Source organism: Flavobacterium rivuli WB 3.3-2 = DSM 21788, assembly GCF_000378485.1.
GTDB lineage: Bacteria > Bacteroidota > Bacteroidia > Flavobacteriales > Flavobacteriaceae > Flavobacterium > Flavobacterium rivuli.
The window spans coordinates 1-22,636 of sequence record NZ_KB899970.1; the positions used below are offsets into that span (position 1 = coordinate 1).

General features: G+C 41.5%; 16 protein-coding genes, 1 tRNA gene and 1 pseudogene. 16 read left to right on the forward strand and 2 right to left on the reverse strand.

The genetic code is table 11. The features are described from left to right. The 6 genes from F565_RS21500 to pbpC all read left to right on the forward strand — a co-directional run. The coding region (locus F565_RS21500; RefSeq protein ID WP_020212882.1) for a transposase at positions 1-184 on the forward strand (184 nt) is incomplete at its 5' end. Positions 185-595: 411 nt separating this feature from the next. After that, positions 596-1,039 carry a nucleoside deaminase gene (locus F565_RS0110970; protein WP_020213274.1) on the forward strand — a complete coding sequence of 148 codons (444 nt, stop codon included), beginning with the start codon at positions 596-598 and terminating at the stop codon, positions 1,037-1,039. A 318-nt stretch (positions 1,040-1,357) separates the two neighbouring features. Beyond that, positions 1,358-6,853, forward strand: coding sequence for an alpha-2-macroglobulin family protein (locus F565_RS0110975; protein WP_020213275.1), 5,496 nt, complete (start codon positions 1,358-1,360; stop codon positions 6,851-6,853). A 94-nt stretch (positions 6,854-6,947) separates the two neighbouring features. Beyond that, a complete protein-coding gene (locus F565_RS0110980; protein ID WP_020213276.1) occupies positions 6,948-7,193 on the forward strand; it encodes a hypothetical protein in 246 nt (81 codons plus the stop codon). Then, positions 7,178-7,480 carry a type II toxin-antitoxin system RelE/ParE family toxin gene (locus tag F565_RS22680; protein WP_026300006.1) on the forward strand — a complete coding sequence of 101 codons (303 nt, stop codon included), beginning with the start codon at positions 7,178-7,180 and terminating at the stop codon, positions 7,478-7,480. Before F565_RS0110980 ends, F565_RS22680 begins: the two co-directional genes overlap by 16 nt. 71 nt (positions 7,481-7,551) lie before the next feature. Continuing rightward, complete coding sequence (pbpC, locus tag F565_RS0110990) at positions 7,552-9,960, forward strand: penicillin-binding protein 1C (RefSeq protein ID WP_020213277.1); 2,409 nt, start codon at positions 7,552-7,554, stop codon at positions 9,958-9,960. Positions 9,961-10,154: 194 nt separating this feature from the next. On the opposite strand, the gene F565_RS0110995 is transcribed toward pbpC, so the two are convergent. Continuing rightward, entirely contained in the window at positions 10,155-12,302 is a 2,148-nt protein-coding gene (locus F565_RS0110995) for a M3 family metallopeptidase (protein ID WP_020213278.1), read from the reverse strand. 139 nt (positions 12,303-12,441) lie between these two features. Between F565_RS0110995 and F565_RS0111000 the strand changes: the two genes are divergently transcribed. From F565_RS0111000 to F565_RS0111030, 7 genes and pseudogenes are all read left to right on the forward strand, one after another. Further along, a complete protein-coding gene (locus F565_RS0111000) occupies positions 12,442-12,984 on the forward strand; it encodes a 3-hydroxyanthranilate 3,4-dioxygenase (RefSeq protein WP_020213279.1) in 543 nt (180 codons plus the stop codon). 114 nt (positions 12,985-13,098) lie between these two features. After that, on the forward strand, positions 13,099-13,476 hold the full coding sequence (locus F565_RS0111005; protein ID WP_020213280.1) for a hypothetical protein: 378 nt from the start codon (positions 13,099-13,101) through the stop codon (positions 13,474-13,476). Between the two features lie 236 nt (positions 13,477-13,712). Further along, positions 13,713-14,639 (forward strand): magnesium transporter CorA family protein, encoded by a 927-nt coding sequence (locus tag F565_RS0111010; RefSeq protein WP_020213281.1) that lies wholly within the window; start codon positions 13,713-13,715, stop codon positions 14,637-14,639. 162 nt (positions 14,640-14,801) lie between these two features. Continuing rightward, entirely contained in the window at positions 14,802-15,521 is a 720-nt protein-coding gene (locus tag F565_RS21505; protein WP_020213282.1) for a hypothetical protein, read from the forward strand. A gap of 29 nt (positions 15,522-15,550) precedes the next feature. Further along, positions 15,551-18,877: a transcription-repair coupling factor gene (gene mfd, locus F565_RS0111020; protein WP_231559605.1), complete on the forward strand. Its 3,327-nt coding sequence runs from the start codon at positions 15,551-15,553 to the stop codon at positions 18,875-18,877. Between the two features lie 239 nt (positions 18,878-19,116). Further along, positions 19,117-19,548 (forward strand): annotated as a pseudogene (locus F565_RS23030) (putative polyvalent protein kinase domain-containing protein); the annotation flags it as partial. Between the two features lie 135 nt (positions 19,549-19,683). Further along, positions 19,684-20,112, forward strand: a complete 429-nt coding sequence (locus F565_RS0111030) for a VOC family protein (protein WP_020213286.1) — start codon at positions 19,684-19,686, stop codon at positions 20,110-20,112. A 49-nt stretch (positions 20,113-20,161) separates the two neighbouring features. On the opposite strand, the gene F565_RS0111035 is transcribed toward F565_RS0111030, so the two are convergent. Continuing rightward, on the reverse strand, positions 20,162-20,614 hold the full coding sequence (locus tag F565_RS0111035; protein WP_020213287.1) for a 6-pyruvoyl trahydropterin synthase family protein: 453 nt from the start codon (positions 20,612-20,614) through the stop codon (positions 20,162-20,164). Between the two features lie 107 nt (positions 20,615-20,721). On the opposite strand from F565_RS0111035, the gene F565_RS0111040 reads away from it, so the two are divergent. The 3 genes from F565_RS0111040 (at position 20,722) to rlmF (ending at position 22,581) form a co-directional block, all read left to right on the forward strand. Further along, positions 20,722-21,351, forward strand: coding sequence for a 2OG-Fe(II) oxygenase (locus tag F565_RS0111040; RefSeq protein WP_020213288.1), 630 nt, complete (start codon positions 20,722-20,724; stop codon positions 21,349-21,351). A gap of 92 nt (positions 21,352-21,443) precedes the next feature. Beyond that, positions 21,444-21,517 (forward strand) — tRNA-Ala (locus F565_RS0111045). Positions 21,518-21,609: 92 nt separating this feature from the next. Next, positions 21,610-22,581, forward strand: a complete 972-nt coding sequence (gene rlmF, locus F565_RS0111050; RefSeq protein WP_020213289.1) for a 23S rRNA (adenine(1618)-N(6))-methyltransferase RlmF — start codon at positions 21,610-21,612, stop codon at positions 22,579-22,581. Positions 22,582-22,636 lie beyond the last annotated feature (55 nt).

The window sequence follows — 22,636 nt, forward strand, 5'->3', positions numbered from 1 at the left end:
GCTTTTAAGCGAAAAAGGGTTACAAAAAAGAAAACAGCGCTCTGCCGATGTAGAACCTGTGTTCGCACATCTCAAACACAATAACAATTTTAAGAGGTTTACTTTAAAAGGACTTGAAAAAGTAGAATTAGAGTTCGGATTAATGGCCTTAGCACACAATCTGAGAAAGAAAATAGCGGCGTAAGCCACTTGAAAAATATCCTGACCTGAAAAATATAATAGCCTAATATAATAATGCTAAAAATGAAAAAACCGCCTCAATTGAATATTGAGACGGCTTCTTTTTTTATGGTTAAGCGAATGGGTTTCGGTTCTACTGTTTTAAACACACCCCCAACCTCTCTCAAGCTGTCGTGTGGACACAATTACCGACCTCACCCCAACCCTCTCCAAAAGAGAGGGAGTAGCTGCACTCATATCTGTAAATTGTATGGGTGCATTACAAAATTGCGGTGTCCGGTAGACGCATTGAATGCGTCTCAAAAAAGGTTGAGAAATAATAGAGGAATAGGGCATAGATATATAAGCATACCATTGATGATTATTTACAATACCTCTTTCATTCATTTAAAACCATAATCGTATTTTTGTCATTATGGAAAATATTTTTACGGACGAATACTTTATGCGTAAGGCATTACAGGAGGCGCATGCTGCATTTGATAAGGGCGAAATACCGGTAGGTGCGCTTGTGGTGGTAAACGATAAAGTAATAGCACGTACCCATAATTTAACTGAATTGCTGCATGACGTTACTGCACATGCCGAGATGCAGGCCATAACATCTGCGGCTAATTTTTTGGGAGGTAAATACCTTACAGGCTGTACACTTTATGTAACGCTTGAGCCCTGCCAGATGTGTGCCGGTGCATTGTACTGGAGCCAGGTTGCCAAAGTAGTTTTTGGGGCACACGATCCTCAGCGTGGTTATCGCGCCATGGGTACTAAATTGCACCCTAAAACCACAGTAGTTTCGGGGGTTTTAGAAGAGGAATGCAGTACTCTTGTGAAAACGTTTTTTAAGCAAAGAAGGGGCTGAAATACAGTTGTTTAAATTGTTAACAAATATTTATAAATAATCATTATTTTATTTATAATATTTGCACCATATTATTAGTTATAGCATGAAATACAGGTAACCATTTAACAGGAATTATGGTAGTGCCAAAAGTAATTGGTAGTCCACATTTATAACACTTTATGTAAGCAGCGGGAGTGTTAAATCATGTTAAAGAAAACTTTATAATCATTGTGGTTATAAGAAAAGCCTGTACATTTAAAAACAAACCGTATTTTTTTATAAATAACAACCTGTTCTTAACCAATTAATTTAACTCCCATTACCCTTATGAAACCCATGAAACTGGTGCTGTTCTTAACAGTCATCACACTGCTGCTGCATTCCTGCTCAAAAAAATCAGGAAAGGATTTCGATTCAGATCCCTTTTTATACCGGGATTATATTACCAGTTTCTCCTCAGGTCTCATTTCTACCAAAGCCGACATTCAGGTGGGGCTTGCCTTTACTAAAAAAGAGTGGCAGGTAAACCACGAAATCGACAATAATTACTTTACAGTATCGCCTTCGGCAGAGGGTAAAGTGCTTTTTCTTCAGGATAATAAAATAGCCTTTCGCCCTGCCAAACGCCTAAAGCAAGATACGGAATATCAGGTAACATTACACCTTTCTAAATTTATAAAGGTGGCCGATAGCCTGAGCGACTTTAATTTTACCGTTAAAACCCTTAAGCAGGATTTTCTTGTTACTACACAAGACCTGCAGTCGTACAACCGCGACATGCAGTATCTCAACGCATCTGTAAAAACGAGCGATAATATGGATTTGACAACTGCCAAAAAACTCGTAACTGTAACCCACAATGGTAAAAAACTGCCACTACGGTTTGATAATAATGCAGGCTCATCGAGCGAATTTCATTTTATAATAGACAGTATACAGCGCGGTGCCCAGGACAGTAACCTTAAGATAGCCTGGAATGGAAAGCCCTATGACATAGCCCGCGAAGGTGATGAAAACTACGTAGTGCCCGGTAAAGACAATTTCAAGGTACTTACCGTTCAGCCTGCTGAGGGTGATAACCAAACGCTGCTTATCAATTTCTCCGATCCTATTCGTAAAGACCAGGATTTTAGCGGGCTTGTGGCAGTACAGGGCGTGCAGAGTCTTAAGTACGCAGTAGACGGCAATTTGCTGAAAGTGTTTTTTGGCGACCCTTTAAACGGTAATTTCCTTGTAGAAGTATTTCAGGGCATAGAAAGTACAGAGGGTTTTAAAACCAAACAAAGCCATACCGAAAACATTTCTTTTGAGCAGCTTAAGCCCGAAGTGCGCTTTGTAAAAAGCGGTACCATACTACCTGCATCCAGCAATCTTAAAATAAACTTTGAGGCGGTTAACCTTAGTGCGGTAGATGTAAAAGTATACCGTATTTTCGAAAATAACGTAATGCAGTTCCTTCAGGATAACGAAATGGAAAGCAACTATGGCCTGCGCAATGTAGCGCTACCTGTAGCGAAGACCAAGCTTGTGCTTAACACCAATAAAATGGTAAATTATGCCAAGTGGAATACGTTTGCCATAGACCTTTCTAAACTTGTTAAGCCGGAGCCGGGAGCTATTTACCATATAGAAATTGCCATGCGCCCTGCGTATTCCCTTTATAAATGTGAAGATAGCAACGTACTTAAAGAGGCTGATGAACAACAAGACGAACAGGAGGAAGAGCGAGAAGAAGACTTTACGGATTATGAAGATTACAACTACTACCATGACGATTATGAATGGGAGCAGCGCGAAAACCCTTGCAGCACCTCTTACTATTACGACCGCCAGGTAGAGACTAATGTATTGGCAAGTGACCTGGGTGTTATAGCCAAAAAAGGAGAGAATAACAGCTTCTTTTTTGCCGTGGCAAGCATTACAACTACCCAGCCAATCTCTGGCGCGAGTGTGGAGTTGTTTAACCTTCAGCGACAAAAATTAGGGTCGGCTGTTACAAGTGCCGAGGGTACCGTAATGTTATCATCGGACAAAAAACCATTTTTTGCCATCATTAAAAAAGGCAGCAATACCACTTACGTAAAACTAAATGAGGGCAATGCGCAGTCCGTCAGTAATTTTGATGTAGATGGTGCCCAGCTTCAAAAGGGGTTAAAAGGCTACATATATGGCGAGCGTGGCGTTTGGCGTCCCGGCGACACATTGTACCTTGGCTTTATATTAAATGACAAAGCGGCTAAACTACCGGCATCGCACCCAATTAAACTACGACTGTCTGACCCTAACGGTAAGATGATGTTCCAGGCAGTGCAAAGTTATAACCAAAAGAACCACTTTAAGTTTGTGGTAACCACGCAGGCCAGTGCGCCTACGGGTAACTGGGAGGCAATGGTAAGTGTAGGAGGTGCGCATTTTTACAAAAGCATCAAGATAGAAACCATTAAGCCTAACCGTTTAAAGATCAAAAATGGTTTTGAAGGCAAGACACTTTCGGCGAATGCCAAAACCACAGGAAACCTGCAGGTATTGTGGCTGCATGGGGCTATTGCAAAAGGGCTTAAGGTAGAGATGCAGGCCAAGTTCATTAAGCAAAAAACCGACTTTAAAGGCTATTTGAACTATATTTTTGATGACCCTGCGCAGAATTTCAGTACAGAAGAAGTAAATATTTACAGCGGTGTAACCGATGATAACGGTAATGCAACCGTAACGCTTGAGCCTAAGCTTAAGGCCCGTGCACCGGGATTGCTCAAGGCAGCCATTATAACTAAAGCCTACGAAAAGGGTGGTGACTTTAGTACCGATGTTATACAGGCAACCTATTCGCCTTATGATACATACGTGGGTGTAAAACTGCCACAGGGTAACAAATACGGCATGCTGGAAACCGGCAAAAGCAACCGTGTAGATGTTGCAACCGTAAATGAAGCAGGTAAACCTAAAGGCGGCCGCAGGCTTGAGGTAAAAGTATATGCTGTAGAGTGGCGCTGGTGGTGGGATGCCAGCCATGACAATGTATCGTCTTATAGTAATGCGGTGTCTAACACGCCATTTTATTCGCAAAGCCTTGTTACAGATGCAAGCGGAAAGGCCAGTTTTAACTTTAAAACCGATGAAGAGCAATGGGGCAATTACCTTATAAGGGTAACTGATGCAGAGGGCGGACATTCTGCCGGATCTACCGTGCTGATTGACTATCCTTACTGGAGTGGCCGTACACGTAACAACAGTGGCGAAGAGGCAAAAATGCTGATGTTCAGCACCGATAAGGAGAAGTATGCTGTAGGCGAAAATGCTATTGTATCGTTCCCATCGAGCGAAGGCGGCAGGGCATTAGTATCGTTAGAAAACGGAAGCAGGGTAGTAAAAACCTACTGGGCACCTACTACTAAGGGCGAAACGCAGGTAACCATACCGGTAACAGCTGCCATGGCGCCTAACGTGTATATAAACATAACGCTGTTACAGCCGCATGCTAACACTGCTAATGATTCGCCTATACGCTTATACGGCATTGTACCCATAGAAGTGGTAGATAAAAACACCATTCTGCAGCCACAAATAAGCATGGCGGCAGTATTAAAACCGGAACAGAAAACAACGATAAAAGTTAGCGAAAAAACAGGTAAGGCCATGACGTATACCGTTGCTATTGTAGATGACGGATTGCTGGACCTTACGCGATTTAAAACTCCTAATGCATGGGATAGCTTTTATGCCAAAGAAGCGCTGGGTGTAAAAACCTGGGATATTTATGACGATGTTATAGGTGCTTATGGCGGACAGGTGAACCAGATATTCAGTATTGGTGGAGATGCCGACTTAGGCGGTGGGCAGGCTAAAAAAGCCAACCGTTTTAAACCGGTGGTTATTTATATGGGCCCTTACACTATAGGCAAAGGAGAAACAAGGGTGCACACTATCAAGTTGCCTAAATATGTTGGATCGGTACGTACTATGGTAGTCGCTGCCAATGCCGATGCAAGTGCCTACGGCAGTGCCGAAAAAACTACGCCGGTTCGCAGTCCGTTAATGCTGTTGGCATCACTGCCACGCAAGGTAACACCTAAAGAAAAGGTAACGCTGCCGGTAACGCTGTTTGCTATGGAGAACAGTATTAAAAATGTAACGTTACAGGTAAAAACCAACAATGGTTTCAGGATAATTGGTGCTTCTAAACAAACAGTTTCTTTTGAAAGGCCCGATGAAAAGGTGGCATATTTTGACCTTGAAGTAAATGACCTGATAGGCTTAGGGAAGGTAACTGTTACTGCCACGAGCGGTAAAGAGAAAGCCAGTTATGATGTAGAACTGGATATCATGAACCCTAATCCGGTAACTCAAAACTACAAGGAAGTAATTTTAGAACCGGGTAAGCAAGGCACTATAAACTGGGCCTCTTTTGGGGTGACAGGCACAAACAAGGCAAGGCTTGAGGTATCATCCTTCCCGCCTATGGATTTTAACCGCAGGCTGGATTACCTTATACAATACCCGCATGGTTGCGTGGAGCAAACAACATCATCGGTATTCCCACAATTATACCTGGCAGATATTGCCGATGTAGATGCTACAAGAAAAAGTAAAATACAACGCAACGTTACGGCAGCCATACAAAGGCTTGGGCAGTTTCAGGTAGCGAGCGGTGGCTTTGCCTACTGGCCCGGTAACCCTGAAGCTGATGACTGGGGCACAAGTTATGCGGGACACTTCTTTATTGAAGCCGAGAAAAAAGGGTATGCGCTTCCGCTTAACGCGAAAAAACAATGGCTAAGCTATCAGCAAAAAACGGCAAGGGCATGGCGCTATTATAAAGAATACCATAACGATTTTGCACAGGCCTATCGTTTGTATACATTGGCATTGGCGGGCTCGCCGGACCTTTCATCAATGAACCGATTAAGAGAAACGCCGGGCATTGGTAATGAGAGTAAACTACGCCTTGCCGCTGCTTATGCATTGGCTGGACAAAAGAATGTGGGTCAGCAATTGCTGAGCCAGAGTACTATTGATGGCGACAGCGATTATAACTATTACTACTATGGTTCACCGGAACGCAACAGGGCAATGGCGTTGGAAACGTTGATTGTATTAGGTCAGAAAGGTCAGGCATTTACTATGGCGACCAAGTTGGCTAAAGAAATGTCGTCTAACCAGTGGATGAGTACGCAAACCACGGCGTACTGTTTGTATGCCATGTCTAAATTTGCACAGGGCAATGGCACCAAGGGAATTGATATTAGCTATACTAATAAAGGTAAAACGCTTGCTATTAGTACCCCGAAAACTTTTGCAGACAGGGTGTTGGAGTTAAGTAGTAATAATGCTGTAACAATTAAAAATAACAAGCAGAGTACGCTTTATGTAAAAGTAGTTTACAGCGGCGTGCTGCCTGTAGGAGAAGAACAAACCGAAGAACGCGGTCTTGCAACAGGCATTGTGTTTAAAGACAGGGGCGGTAAGGTTATCAACCCATCTTCATTGGCACAGGGCACCGAGTTTGTAGCTGAAGTTACCATAAGTAACATCAAAGGCGAGTTTGTAGATAACGTAGCGCTTACACAGATAATTCCGTCAGGGTGGGAAATCGTGAACACAAGGTTTACTGATTTTGGCAGCTTTGCAGAGAACAAAGTTGACTATACCGATATTCGTGATGACAGGACTAACTTTTACTTCTCATTAAAATCGAACGAGACTAAAACGTTCAGGATATTGCTTAATGCAAGTTACCTGGGTAGTTACTACCTGCCGGGTGTGCAATGCGAAGCCATGTATGATAATTCGTTCCTTGCCAGGACTAAAGGGCAATGGGTTAAAGTGGTAAGGTAGGTGTTTATTTCGATTATATGGAAACGGTTAATGCAATGCCGTTTCCATATAATTGGAGTAAAATATTTAGTATATTTGATTAAATTATAATGTTATGGAAGCAATTAAGTTAAGAGAAAAACTTATTCAGGAAATTAATGTTGCAGATGATCAACTTCTTAAAGTTGTTGAGGATGTAATTGAAAACTACAATCATATTCAATATAATATAGTTTCTGAACCTATGACAATTGAGCAATATAATAATGAAATAGAGTTTGCTGACAATGATATAGCAAGTGGAAATGTTTTTACGCATGATGAAGTTTCGGAAATAGTTAAGAGATGGAGAAGAGGATAATCTGGACCCGGATTGCCATAAATCATCTTGACCATATACACGAATATATTTTTAACACTTCTAAATCTCAGTTTATTGCCGATAAATTAATCAACAAAATTTATAATTCCGTAAACATACTTCGCCACAATTACGAAATATATCGTTCTGATATTTATAAGTCATTGAATGATGGAAATTATAGGGCATATGAGATTTTTCATTACAGGATTTCTTATAAAGTTTCTAATGACACAATATTTATAATTTCGGTAAGGCATACAAGTATGAATCCAAGAGAGTATTAATGTTTATATTAAGTACTTTTCATAGTTTATTCTATTAATCACAATGCTGTTACACCTACCAATCCGTTAGGATGAAAAACAAACTTAGAGCACTCCTTCATTACATACAAAGTTTTTTTAAAACACTTCAGGAGCGCATTACCAATTACATAAAACGCAACAAAATAAAATCGGCCATTGCGGTAGTGCTTTTGGTTGCCTATTACTTTTGCCTTCCACTAACGCTGTTTAGCGACCCGTATGCCACGGTAATAGAAAGTGCCGAGGGTGAACTTTTGGGTGCGCGCATTGCAAAAGACGGGCAGTGGCGTTTCCCGGCGCAGGATAGTGTGCCTTATAAATTTCGGCAATGCATTGTTTATTTTGAAGACCAGCATTTTTATAGCCATCCCGGTTTTAACCCTGTGGCAATTGTAAAAGCCATGAAGCAAAACCATGATGCTGGCAGGGTGGTGCGCGGTGGTAGTACACTAACCCAACAGGTAATCCGACTGAGCCGCGAGCATAAAAAACGCAGCTATTTCGAGAAGTTGGTTGAGATGGTTCTCGCAACCCGGCTCGAATTTCGTCATAGCAAAAACAATATACTGGGGCTGTATGCCGCACATGCTCCTTATGGCGGTAATGTGGTGGGATTAGAAATGGCCTCATGGCGGTATTTTGGCGTACAGCCGCAGCAACTATCTTGGGCAGAGACAGCTACGCTTGCGGTATTACCCAATGCGCCAAGCCTTATTTATCCCGGTAAGAACCAGATTAAACTTCGCGATAAGCGCAACCGTTTATTAAAAAAACTTTTTGATGAAAAGGTAATCGACAGGACAACCTACGAACTTTCTCTACAGGAAACGCTGCCCCAAAAACCATTTAACCTGCCACAGGTTGCACCGCATTTATTACAGAATATATCTAAGACAAAAGAGGGACAGCGCATAAAAACGACAGTAAAAAATGCGCTGCAAATGCGTGTGAACCAGATTGCGGCACGTTATTACCAGGAATATAAGCAAACCGAAGTACACAATCTTGCCATTATGGTGGTAGATGTGCAAACGCATAACATTGTTGCTTATGTGGGTAATTCGCCCACGGATGCTGCCCACCAGAAAGATGTGGATATTATTCCTGCACCCCGAAGTACCGGCAGTATTTTAAAGCCTTTCTTGTTTGCGTCGATGCTGGATGCCGGAGAGATCCTGCCTAATACTTTAGTGGCTGATGTGCCCACGCAAATTGCGGGTTACAGCCCCAAAAATTATGAATTAACGTACGACGGTGCCGTGCCCGCGCAACGCGCATTATCGCGTTCGCTTAACATTCCGGCAGTGCTTATGCTTAAAGATTTTGGCGTGTACCGCTTTTATGAACAGTTGCAGCATTTTAAACTGCGGGACATTAAGCAGCACCCTAATCATTACGGATTATCTCTTATTTTGGGTGGGGCTGAAAGTAACCTTTGGGATTTGTGCCGCACCTACGCCAGCCTTACATCTACCCTTAATTATTTTACGAGCCACGAAGCAAAATACCGGACCAATGAGTTTGCCGAACTGAACTGGAACCACGATGTAACCCGCGATTTTGGCAAAGAGGTCTACAACAAACCACAACTGGGAGCAGGGTCTATATGGTTAACTTATAATGCCATGAAAGAAGTAAACCGCCCCGAGGGTGATGAGGCCTGGCGTTTTTATGATTCATCGCTGGAGATTGCCTGGAAAACGGGTACCAGTTTTGGCAGCCGTGATGCCTGGTCCATTGGCACGAGCTCCCGTTATGTGGTGGGGGTGTGGGTAGGCAATGCATCCGGGGAGGGCAGGCCGTCGCTTACGGGTGTAGGCAGTGCTGCGCCGGTATTGTTTGATGTGTTTAATTTACTACCGCGTCAAAAGTGGTTTGCAACACCCTATAACGACCTTGAAGAGGCTGATATTTGCAAATTAAGCGGACATATTGCGGGCGAACATTGCCCCGGCGAAAAGCAATGGATTCCACTAAACGGAAGCAAAACACAAACATGTCCTTACCATAAAGTAGTTCATCTTGATGCAAGCGGTATGCATCGTGTAAACAGCAGCTGCGAGAGTGTAGATAACATGGTTACTAAAACATGGTTTGTGTTGCCGCCGGTAATGGAATGGTACTACAAAGGAGGCCACATGGATTACCTGCCGCTGCCTCCATTCCGTGCCGATTGCGAAGGAACTGCGGGTGCCTATATGGATTTTATCTACCCTAAAGAAGATGGTAAAATATACCTTACCAAGGATTTTAATGGTAAGGTGCAGCCGTTTATTCTCAAGGCAGCACATACATCGGCAAATGCCAGGTTGTTTTGGTATTTAGGCGATAAGTACTTGGGCGAAACGCAAACCTTTCATGAAATGCAGGTTACTGCCCAAACAGGTAAATACATAATAACCATAACGGACGAAGCCGGAAACGAGATACGCAGGCGAGTGGAGATATTGGCCCCATAGTGAACAGTATTAGTGATTAGTATTCAGTTGCAGTTTTCGGTTTGAGTGTAGCTGGTTCCCCTCTTGAGAGGGGTTAGGGGTGTGTTTGTTTCAATCTACAATGTAAAACCTTATGCTTCTTTCAACGCCATTACACACAAAATCCCAACCTGCAAAGATTGGGATTTTGTACTTTGAAATTTGATGTTTGTGATTTAAGACTTATCATCCTGTATAGCTTCTTTCTCCTGCAGGCCGCGTTTGCGCAGTAATGGCTCGATAGACGGATCGCTGCCACGGAAGTTCTTATACATTAGTGCAGGATCTAAACTGCCGCCGCGTTCCAGTATATTGGTTCGGAATGATTTGGCAGTAGCCTGGTCAAACAGCGATGTGGTTTTAAAGGCTTCAAACGCATCGGTATCAAGCACGCCACTCCATATATAACTGTAATATCCTGCTGAATATCCTCCGTTAAAAATGTGGTTATAATAAGTGCTTCGGTATCTTGGAATGATAGATGATATCAACCCTATGTTTTTCATAGCTTCCTCTTCAAATGGCGCTATGTTTTGGGTAATAGCATCGGTACGGGTATGATACGCAAGGTCTAAATAGGTAGCCGCTAAAAACTCAACCGTTGCAAATCCCTGATCGAATGTAGCCGACTGTTGCAGCTTGGCTATAAGTGTATCCGGAATTACTTCTCCTGTTTTATAGTGTTTGGCGTATAGTTTAAGTACTTCGGGTTCGGCAGCCCAGTTCTCCATAATTTGCGATGGGAGTTCTACAAAATCCGTGGGTACACTCGTGCCCGATAGGGTTTCGTACGTTACATTACTTAGTAAGCTGTGCAGCGCATGCCCAAATTCATGAAAGAATGTACTTGCCTCGTCATAAGTTAGCAGGGCAGGGGCATCGCCGGCAGGCTTGGTAAAATTGCATACTATAGATATTATAGGAGCCGTACGCACGCCATCTATAGTGCGCTGCTTGCGGAAAGACGTCATCCAGGCACCGCCCTTTTTACTGGCACGCGGGTAAAAATCCATATACAGCAGGCCTACGTATTTACCGTCGGCCTCGGTAACTTCCCAGGCGGTAACATCTTTATGATAAATGGGCACATCCTTGATTTGCTCAAATTTAAGTCCGTATAAATTTTTAGCAACGGTAAAAATACCGTTGCGCACGTTATCAAGGCTAAAGTATGGCTTAAGTTCCTGCTCGTCAAGGTCAAAACGCTGCTTGCGAATCTTCTCGGTATAGTACCTCCAGTCATACGACTGCACGGCATCGTTAATACCATCGGCAACCATAAGTTTTTTAATATCAGCTTCCTCAGCTTTGGCTTTTGCCAATGCAGGTTTCCAAAGCTTGTCTAATAAGTCGTATACGTTTTCCGGGGTTTTAGCCATACGCTCTTCTAAAACAAAGTGAGCGTGGCTTTTATAACCCAGCAGCTTGGCTTTTTCTGCACGCAGGCTGGCAAGGTTAACAATGTTAATACGGTTATCAAGCTTGTTGCCATTGTTGCCGCGGTTTTGGTAAGCACTCCATATCTCTTTGCGCAGTTCACGGTTAGATGCATATTGCAGGAATGGCATTACACTGGCATTTTGTAAGGTAAAAATCCATTTGCCGTCTTTACCCTTTTCTTTGGCTTCGTGGGCGGCGGCTGTAATAAGTTCTTCGGGCAGTCCGGCGAGTTTTGCTTTATCTTTAACAACAAGTTCGAATGCATTAGTCTCGGCCAGAACATTATCGCCAAACTGCAATGAAGTGACAGATAACTCTTCATTAATTTTCCTAAGGCGTGCTTTTTGGTCGGCATTGAGTAATGCGCCGCTGCGTACAAAACTTTTGTATTTGCGTTCTAAAAGCTTGGCATCTTCGGTATTCAACTTAAAAGAAATCTGATTATCCCATACTTTTTTTACACGGGCAAACAGCTTTTCGTTAAGGTAAATGTCGTCGTAGTTTTTAGATAATAAGGGAGCCATTTCTTTAGCCAAAGCCTGTAGCTCATCGTTAGTGTTGGCAGTGTTCAGGTTGTTAAAAACAGTGTTTATCCTTGTCAGTAAGGTGCCGCTGCGGTCCAGTGCTACAATCGTGTTTTTAAAGTTAGGCTGTTCATGGCTGTTGGCAATGCCATCTATTTCGGCCTGCTGTATACGTATGCCCTCCTGCAGTGCCGGCTTGTAATGTTTATTCTCTATAAGGTTAAAGGGTGGTGCTCCGTATGGGGTATCCCAGGTGGCTAACAGGGGGTTATCTTCGCCTATAACTTCTGCTTTGTTTTCTCTTTGGCACGACATAAATATACCGGTTATTATTAAAATTATAAATAAGTTTATTTTCATGAGGATTTATTTGGGCATAAAGAGTAAAGTTATCTTTTATAAAATTAAAAGGCAAGGTCTTTAGCAAAATATAGGCTTTCCTTTACATTTACTGCGTCATATTTTAGTACCTTGGTGGTAACTTTAAAATACGCATACCATGGCCCTGATGAAGCCCTTTAACCTGAATAAATGGATTGATGAAAACCGCCACCTTTTAAAACCACCGGTGGGCAACAAAAATATTTATCCGCTGTCTGACGATTATATTGTAATGGTTGTCGCCGGCCCCAATGCCCGAAAAGATTACCATTATAACGAAACCGAAGAGTTGTTTTACCAGCTTGAAGGCAGTATAAAAGTTGTGGTTCAGGACGAAGGCGAGCGCAAGGAAATGGAACTTAATGCCGGAGATATGTACCTTCACCCGGGCAGTGTGCCACACTCACCCGTTAGGAGCGAAGGCTCTATAGGGCTTGTAGTAGAGCGCGTTCGTGCCGGCCGTGGCTTTACCGACGGGCTATTATGGTTTTGCGAAAATTGCAACAATAAACTATATGAGGTTTTCTTTGAATTGCATAATATAGAACGTGATTTTCTGCCTCATTACAAACACTTTTACAATAGTGAAGAACTACGCACCTGCGATAAATGCGGAACTATTATGCCTGTAGACGCGAGGTATGTGGCAAAAGAGGAGTAGTGGTTTAAGATACGAATTACGGTAATCTTCACTAATTGATTTAGTGTTAATTCGTGTTGGAGAGTCATTGTATAATCACTGTGTAATCAAAATTTGGAAATAAAAACATTATTGATGTTAAAAGAATTCAATGATTTAGAATGGCACGATGCCAGACTTGAAAAAATTACTATTGATAGATATAATTCAGATAAGGTGAAAAATGTTGATTCTATAGAATTAACAATTAAGTGGCCATCTCAAAGTAAGAATAAAATTGTTTTTGAAAATGTTTATCAAGCAAATCTGAACATGAATTTCGGTGTTATCGCTGAAGATAGTATTTATATAGCTCATATTAAAGAAGAAAGTAAAGAGGCGGAGTTGATCAAAGATAAATGGATAAAACTTTATAAAGGAATAGAAAACCTTATTTGTTTTGAAATTGTAACTAATACCACAAATAGTAATATACAAATTTTTGCAATGTCTTTTAGTATTGTTGAGTTATGAATTTCCCCAAAGTTGCACTTCGCGGGAAAATAATTATCAGTTCTTAATAATCCGTCAAAATCCGCGACTGCGAAGCATCCGTAAAATCCGCATTCCAAAAAATATATATTATTGTTTTTGTTTACCTTTGCAAAAATTTTGTACTCAAAATGGATGATCATCATCGGGAAATACTAACAACCTTTCAGGGATAGCATCCGTGCCAATTCCCTGTTATTTAATTTTAGGGAATTGCAATGGTAACGTACTATAAAAACCAAAATGGGCTAACCCAGGCCCAAAACCGTAACGAAGCAAACTGGATAAGCGTAGTTTGCCCAACCCCACAGGAAAAACAATTTTTGCTCGAAGAACTTAAAGTGCCCGAGGCATTTTATAATGATATTGAGGATATAGACGAGCGCCCCCGTATAGAAATAGAGGATGGGTGGCACCTTATTATTGTGCGCATACCTTACAAAAGTAATGATGTGCGCCTGCCGTATACCACCGTGCCGTTAGGGCTTGTTTTTAAAGAAGATGTGTTTGTATCTATATGTTTTGCACAAAGCGAACTTATAGAAGATTTTCCAAAGTATACCCAACGCAAAGGCATTGAGCCTGGGAATCATTTTGACCTGGTGCTTAGGTTACTGTTGTCGTCAAGCATCTGGTTTCAAAAATATCTTAAGCAAATAAACCAGCTTATAAAACTGGCCGAAAACAACCTTGAAAAATCCATCCGTAACGAAGATTTACAGGCATTGTTACAAATAGAGAAATGCCTTGTGTTTTTCATTACGTCTATAAAAGGCAATGAAGTTTTATTCTACAGGGTGCGTAACCTTAAAGCACAAAAAGATTCTTATGATGAAGACCTTATAGAAGATGTAGAGATAGAACTGCGCCAGGCACAGGACACGACTAATATATACAGCGATATCCTTACCGGTACCATGGATGCCTATGCTTCGGTCATATCTAATAATCTTAATATCATCATGAAAAGGCTTACATCCATATCCATCATCTTAATGATACCCACGCTTGTAGCCAGTTTTTATGGTATGAACGTGCCCAACTCATTGCAGGATAACCATAACGGTTTCTGGATCGTGGCACTGGCATCGTTCATAGTGTCGGTAATTGGTGTAGTGATGTTTAAAAAGAAAAATTTATTTTAGAAGTTGTTTGTCATTTTGAGCGCAGCGCAGCGAAGTCGAAAAATCTCGATACTGCATATAAAATTTCGTCTAATCCGTTTCTGTAGATCATAAAAACAAGGGTAAAACTTATTGTAAAACTTTGGCCTGAGATTTGTAAATTTGCTATGCAATTACAAAAACATGAAGTACCTAAAAATAGTCTTGTTCCTGTGTTTATCTATAACCGTGCTGTCCTGCCAGGATGATGAAAAACAACGCATTGCCGAGACACAGCGCACCCAGAAACAAAACGATTCTATATTAAAAGTGATTAGCGCGGCCTGGAGGTTTGATGTGCCTGCGCCCACCCCAAAAGTAGCCCAACGCATAAGCACCTGGAACGAGTGGGAGCAGTTTAACAACGAGCTTAGGCAAAAGCCTGCGGGCAATGCTATAAATGCTTATTTGCAAAAAACTAAAACGCTTGTTGCCAAAGCCGATTTGCTACGAAACAATGTGCCTGTATTTTTCAACAAGCCACAGGTGCGTGCCCGTATGGGGGTGCTTATTACTAAAATAAAATCGTTGTACACGTACATAAATATAGAGACTATACCGGATAAAAAAGTTATAGCCATTATTGGCGAAATAACCCACGAATTGACGGCACTGGAAAACCAGTTTGACGAGATTATCAGCATTAGTGAAATACCAAAAGAGCAGGGTGAAGAAGAGATGCTTCGCGCACTCGATACTACCCGTATGGCCAACCCGGACGCTATGATTCCGCGATTAGCCACACCGCAAACAACTACGCCCCAGCCGGGAGCACCACAAACTAATTTGCCACAGGCAAGGCAGCTAACACCGCCGGCGGCTCCTGTGGGTAAAGCTGCAAACGCTACTAAACCTACCAATTGAAAAACGAAATATTACATACATACGGGCAGCTGCCCAAAGTAAAACAAATTGCTGCCGCATTACAGCAGCGTGAAGGTAAGATACATGTAAATGGTCTTTTAGGTTCGGCATTATCATTTGTTATAGACCCGCTTTTCCAGGAAAGTGAGTTGCCGTTCCTTCTTATTTTTAAGGATAAAGAGGAGGCCGCCTATTACCTAAACGACCTGGAGCGCTTTGTAGGGCAGGAAGACGTGCTGTTTTATCCGGGGTCTTTTCGTCGCCCCTACCAGATAGAAGAAACCGATAACGCAAGTGTGCTCTTACGTGCCGAGGTGCTTAACCGCATTAACTCCCGCAAGAAACCCGCGATTGTAGTTTCGTATACCGAAGCCATGTTCGAGAAGGTGGTTACCCGAAAGGAACTTGACAAGAACACCCTTAAGATCGCGGTGGGCGATCAGGTATCTATCGACTTTATTAATGAGGTTTTGTTTGAATATGAGTTTCGCCGTGTAGATTTTGTAACCGAACCGGGCGAATTTTCCGTACGTGGTGGTATTGTCGATGTGTTTTCTTTCAGTAATGACAACCCGTACCGTATAGAATTTTTTGGTAATGAGGTAGACAGCATCCGTTCGTTTGATGTGGCTTCGCAGCTGTCATTAGAGATAAAGAAAAAGATATCGGTAATCCCGAATGTGGAGAACAAAACGCTGAATGAAAAGCGTGAGAGTTTCCTTGATTACATTAGCGAACGCACCGTGCTATTTATCCAGAATACAGATGCGCTGCTTGCCCAGTTAGATACCATGTTTGATAAGGCCACCGAGGCTTTTGATAAACTGTCTAAAGATATTAGACATGCTGCACCCGAGGAGTTGTTCCTTAACCAACGCACTTTTGTAAAAAAAGCTTTAGATTTTACTCTGGTAGAACTCGGCGCCAAGCCAATATTCAAAACCCAGAAAGAGTTTGAGTTTTACATACAGCCGCAGCCATCGTTTAACAAACAATTCGACCTGCTGCTTAATAACCTGAGCGATAACAACAGCAACGGTTATAAAAACTATATATTTTGTGCCAATGAGGCTCAGGCTGCACGCTTTCATGATATTTTTGAAAGCCTGGACGAAGCCAGCCACGAAAACATTCGTAAGCAATATAAAACCATTGTTTTCCCTATTTATGAAGGGTTCATAGATGAAGAAAACCTCATTGCCTGCTATACCGACCACCAGATCTTTGAACGCTACCATAAATTCAGCATCAAGAACGGGTATTCCAAAAAACAAACCATTACGCTTAAAGAGTTAAACTCACTATCAGTTGGAGATTATGTAACGCACATAGACCACGGTATAGGCAAGTTTGGCGGGTTGCAAAAAATTCAGGTAGAGGGCAAAACACAGGAAGCCATTAAACTGGTGTATGCCGATAATGATATTGTGTATGTAAGCATTCACTCGCTGCACAAAATATCCAAATACAATGGTAAAGACGGCGCACCGCCCAAGATATATAAACTGGGAAGTGGAGCCTGGAAAGCCCTTAAAAACAAAACGAAGGCACGTGTTAAGCACATTGCTTTCAACCTTATTCAGCTATATGCCAAGCGCAGGCTGGAGAAAGGCTATAAATATTCGCCCGACAGTTACCTGCAATCAGAGCTGGAATCGTCTTTTATTTATGAAGATACGCCCGACCAGATAACGGCTACCCGCGATGTAAAAGCCGATATGGAAAGCGAGCGTCCTATGGACCGCCTGGTATGTGGCGATGTGGGCTTTGGTAAAACAGAGGTTGCCATTCGTGCTGCCTTTAAAGCTGTAGATAACGGCAAACAGGTAGCCATTTTAGTACCCACTACCATTCTGGCCTACCAGCATTACCGCACCTTTAGCGAACGCCTAAAAGATATGCCGGTTACCGTAGGATACCTTAACCGTTTCCGCACGGCAAAGCAGAAATCGGAAACCTTAAAAGGCCTTTCCGAAGGTAAGGTAGATATACTTATTGGTACACACCAGCTGGTAAACAAAAACGTACAGTTTAAAGACCTTGGCCTGCTGATAGTAGACGAGGAACAAAAATTTGGTGTAAACGTAAAAGACAAGCTAAAGACAATAGCGCATAATATAGATACGCTAACCCTTACTGCAACGCCTATACCGCGAACGCTTCAGTTTTCGCTTATGGCAGCAAGAGATCTGTCGGTTATTACAACTCCGCCACCTAACCGATACCCTATAGAAAGCCAGGTTGTAGGCTTTAACGAAGAGATTATCCGTGATGCTATATCTTATGAAATTCAGCGTAACGGGCAGGTATTTTTTATTCATAACCGTATTGAGAATATTAAAGAAGTTGCTGGTATGATTCAGCGCCTTGTGCCGCACGCACGGGTAGGAGTGGGCCACGGACAAATGGACGGCAAAAAATTGGAAGAGCTTATGCTTTCCTTTATGGAAGGCCATTTTGATGTGCTTGTGGCAACTACCATTATTGAGAGCGGGCTTGATGTGCCTAATGCGAATACTATTTTTATAAACAATGCTAATAACTTCGGGCTGTCTGATCTCCACCAGATGCGCGGGCGCGTAGGCCGGAGTAACAAAAAGGCTTTCTGTTACTTTATAGCGCCGCCGTATAGCGCCATGACCGAAGATGCCCGCAAACGTATACAGGCCCTTGAGCAGTTTAGCGAACTGGGCAGTGGCTTTAATATTGCCATGAAAGACCTTGAAATTCGTGGTGCCGGAGATTTACTGGGTGGCGAACAAAGCGGCTTTATAAACGAAATTGGCTTTGAAACCTACCAGAAGATAATGAATGAGGCTATTGATGAACTTAAAGAAAATGAGTTTAAACACTTATATGATGAGGTAGATGGCGACACCGAAAAGGAATATGTAAAAGACCTGCAAATAGATACCGACTTTGAGCTGTTATTCCCGGATGAGTATATAAACAGCGTTACAGAACGCCTTAGCCTTTATAACGAATTAGGCGATATTAAAGATGAAGCAGGACTTATTGCTTTTGAGAAAAAGCTGATAGACCGCTTTGGGCCATTGCCAAAACAGGCGCAGGCATTGCTTACAAGTATGCGCATTAAGTGGCTGGCTACTAAAATGGGTATCGAAAAATTGATCTTAAAACAGGGTAAAATGGTAGGCTATTTTGTTGCCGACCAGCAATCGGACTACTACCAGTCGGCTAACTTTCGTAATGTGCTTAAGTTTGTACAGCAGTACCCTACCGTAAGTAAAATGAAAGAAAAGCAAACTAAGAACGGCCTGCGCTTGCTGCTTACCTGGGAGAATATTAAGTCGCTTAAAAAAGCACTGGATATGTTGAGTATGGTGTTTGAGTAGGAATTAAAGGTAAATAATTTTCATATCTTTGCATAGATGCAAAATCGTTTAAAAGATGAACTATACAATATCATTTCAGGAAAGAGCACAGTTAGCTTTGGAACAACTATCCAACCAATTGCCAGTTACCTTGGCAATGGCACGCCAACAGGCCCGAAAGCTGAAAACGCAAAGCATTCAAAGAACAAGAAACAAAGAGGTTAGAAGCTTATTGCACTCAAAATAACCTTTGGGTAACAGACATTGATTTTTCTCAATACGTAAGTGAGGGAGCCGAACAACGGGTTTACCTTAAAGATGCTGATTATGTCATTAAACTAAACGACGCCATATACTATTCTTCATGGCAGGATTATTTCCATAATTTATTACTTCATAATTTTTTCTTTCCTGACACAGCCTATAACCTAAGAGGTTTTGTAGCAGAAAACGATATCTTGTATGCCGTAGTGAAACAACAGTTCGTCTTAACTAAAGAAAATACTGATTTAAATGATGTCAGGCTATTTTTAACTTCTAATGGTTTTGAAAATATTAGGAATAATGATTATCAAAACTTAGAACTTGGAATTATATTAGAAGATTTGCATGATGAAAATGTATTGACAAAGAACGACGTTTTATATTTTATTGATACTGTTTTTTATCTTAATGATGAATTTTGGAAATAGTCTAAAATTCGAATTTTAGATAATTATGAAAACGCTGAAAATATTGCTGTGAATTTTATGTTCAGATTTTTTGTAAGTTTATATAACTGTACGAATTAGGTATATAACGAACAACAACTTAAAATCTAAACAACTATGCCACAATTAAACCCTTATTTACATTTTAACGGAAATGCAGAAGAAGCGTTTACTTTCTACAAATCGGTATTTGGCGGAGAGTTCGCGGTAGTAAGCCGTTTTAAAGATCTTTCAAACCCCGAATATCCCGTGCCTGAAAAGGAAGAAAATAAGATTATGCATATTTCTCTGCCTGTCGGGAACAATAGTGTGCTAATGGCAAGCGATGTTCCTGAATTTATGGGGCAGGTAAACGAGAATGAAAACAGGACTAAGATATCAATAACCGCAGAAAGTAAAGAAGAAGCCGATGCTTTATTTAATGGGCTTTCGGCTGGTGGAAAAGTAGAAATGCCTATTGGCGATAGCCCCTGGGGTTCTTATTTTGGTATGTTTAGAGATAAATATGGCTTTGAATGGATGATAGATTTTGACTTCAGACAGTAGTAGCAATATAACTTCTGCCTAAATATAAAAGTGTTTACCGCAGATAAAATTACTCGTTATCGCTCTGGAACCACTCTGCAAAAGAGGTGTCGGTTTCCTGTAACCTTAACGAGTGCAGTTTTATATTTTCCGGTAACTGCGCCTTAATTTTTCGGGCAAAATCAATTACCATATTTTCGCTGGTAGGCTGGTAGTCAACCAGAATTGTATCATGGCCGCGGTCGCTTAATTCTTTAGCCAGTTCTACGTGGGGTGTGTTTTTATTAAAAACCGTGGCGTGGTCAAAAATATCCACAATTTCCTCTTTTACAATTTTTTTAAGGTCGCCAAAGTCAATCACCATACCGTATTTTACATTGCTAACATCTGTTATGGGTTTGCCTATAACTGTAACCGACAGTTTATAGCTGTGCCCGTGCACGTTTTTACATTTGCCATCGTAGCCGTAAAGTGCATGGCCGGTTTCAAAAGTAAATTGTTTGGTAATCCTTATATTGCTCATGGGTATGCTTTAAGGCTGCAAATTTACTAAATAATTGGCTTAGTTACACGGCGTTATTAGCGTATTGGTTTTTGCTATATTTGCCAGTAGTTAAAAGACTTTATGTTATGGAGGAATTTGCACTTAACCCGCTGTATGAAAAGGTTATTGATGGGCTGATGGAGCATAAATACAGCATTGTAGATAACTTTTTTTCGGCAGAAGAAGTACTGGGGCTGCGTAGTGCGTTGCTGCAAAAGTATGAGGAAGACCAGTTTAAAAAGTCGGCCATAGGCAACCAGGCAAACGAGAAGATTATCGATGCTGTGCGTGGCGACTTTATATTATGGCTGGATGAAGCCAATGCGGAAGGTGCAGAGCGAGTTTTTTTTGATAAACTTCAGGATTTTACGCAATACCTTAACCGTACCTGTTTTATGGGCATTGCAAAACAGGAGTTTCACTATGCAGTTTACCCGCAAGGTACTTTTTACAAGCGCCACCTGGATACTTTTATGAACGACAGCAGCAGGAAACTAAGCATTGTTTGCTACCTTAATGATGAAGACTGGAAACCGGACTATGGTGGCGAGCTTACTTTATACTTTAATCAGGACGGTGCAGAAACCAGTAAGGATATCTATCCGTTACAGGGCCGCCTTGTAGTGTTTGAAAGCCAGGTACTGGAGCATGAGGTAAAGCCTGTAAAAAGAGAGCGCTTAAGCATTACCGGATGGCTTAAAACACGTGGCAGCTAACGATAGCCCATACGCCTCAATATATTTTTAGAATTTTGCATTTTACAGTTGTATTCTAAAATTTATTTATACTATATTTGCCAACTCAAAATGGGGGATTAGCTCAGCTGGCTAGAGCGCTTGCATGGCATGCAAGAGGTCATCGGTTCGACTCCGATATTCTCCACAGGTTAAAGGACAAAGCAGATTTATTTCTTCTTTGTCCTTTTTTATTATCTTTAAGTGGCTGCTAATTATGCAGCTATAATACGTTAAATTATGTCTTTAGAAAACAGCCCTCAGGAAAAAACAACATTACATCCACGAAATAAAAACCGTGATCGGTATGACCTTAATGCCCTTGTGGCTGCAGTCCCTGAGTTGGCTCAGTATGTAAAGCCTAATAAATACGGAGATGATTCGGTAGATTTTTCGAACCCAGTTGCTGTAAAACTTTTAAATAAGGCACTGTTGAATTATTATTACGGAATAAAGTACTGGGAATTTCCCGATCAAAATCTTGTGCCTCCCATTCCGGGAAGGGCAGATTATATACATTACATGGCCGATTTGCTAAAGGAAAGTAACTTTGGCAGAATGCCGGAGGGTAATAAAATTACGTGCATAGACATAGGTACAGGCGCTAATTGTATATATCCCATTATAGGGGTTACAGAATACGGCTGGAACTTTATAGCTACAGATGTAAGTCCTGATTCTCTTGCCGCTGCACAAAATATTATTAATACTAACCCGCAGCTTACAGGTAAAATTGAATGCAGGCTGCAGAAAAACCCCAACGCTTTTTTTGATGGTATAATAGCGGCAAATGAAAAAGCAGACCTTACAGTATGCAATCCGCCATTTCACGCTTCGGCTGAGGATGCACACGCAGGAACTAAAAGGAAAGTGCAAAATTTATCAGGGAAAAGGATAAAAAATCCAGAACTTAATTTTGCAGGAATAAGCAACGAACTTATTTATGAAGGTGGCGAGCACCGGTTTATACATAAAATGATTGCCGATAGTAAAAGATTTTCTAAAGACTGTTACTGGTTCTCTACATTAGTATCTAAGCAATCTAACTTAAAGGGTATTTACAAGGCTTTGGAAGATTTTAAGGCAACAGATGTTAAAACAATAGAGATGGGCACCGGTAATAAATCTACCCGTATTGTAGCCTGGTCGTTTCTTAGTAAACAGGAGCAAAAAGAGTGGAGGGATGCCCGCTGGAAAATAGTGGCTAAATAAAAAAAACAGCCTGCAATTTCTTGCAGGCCGGATCTCAAATACACTATAAAATATA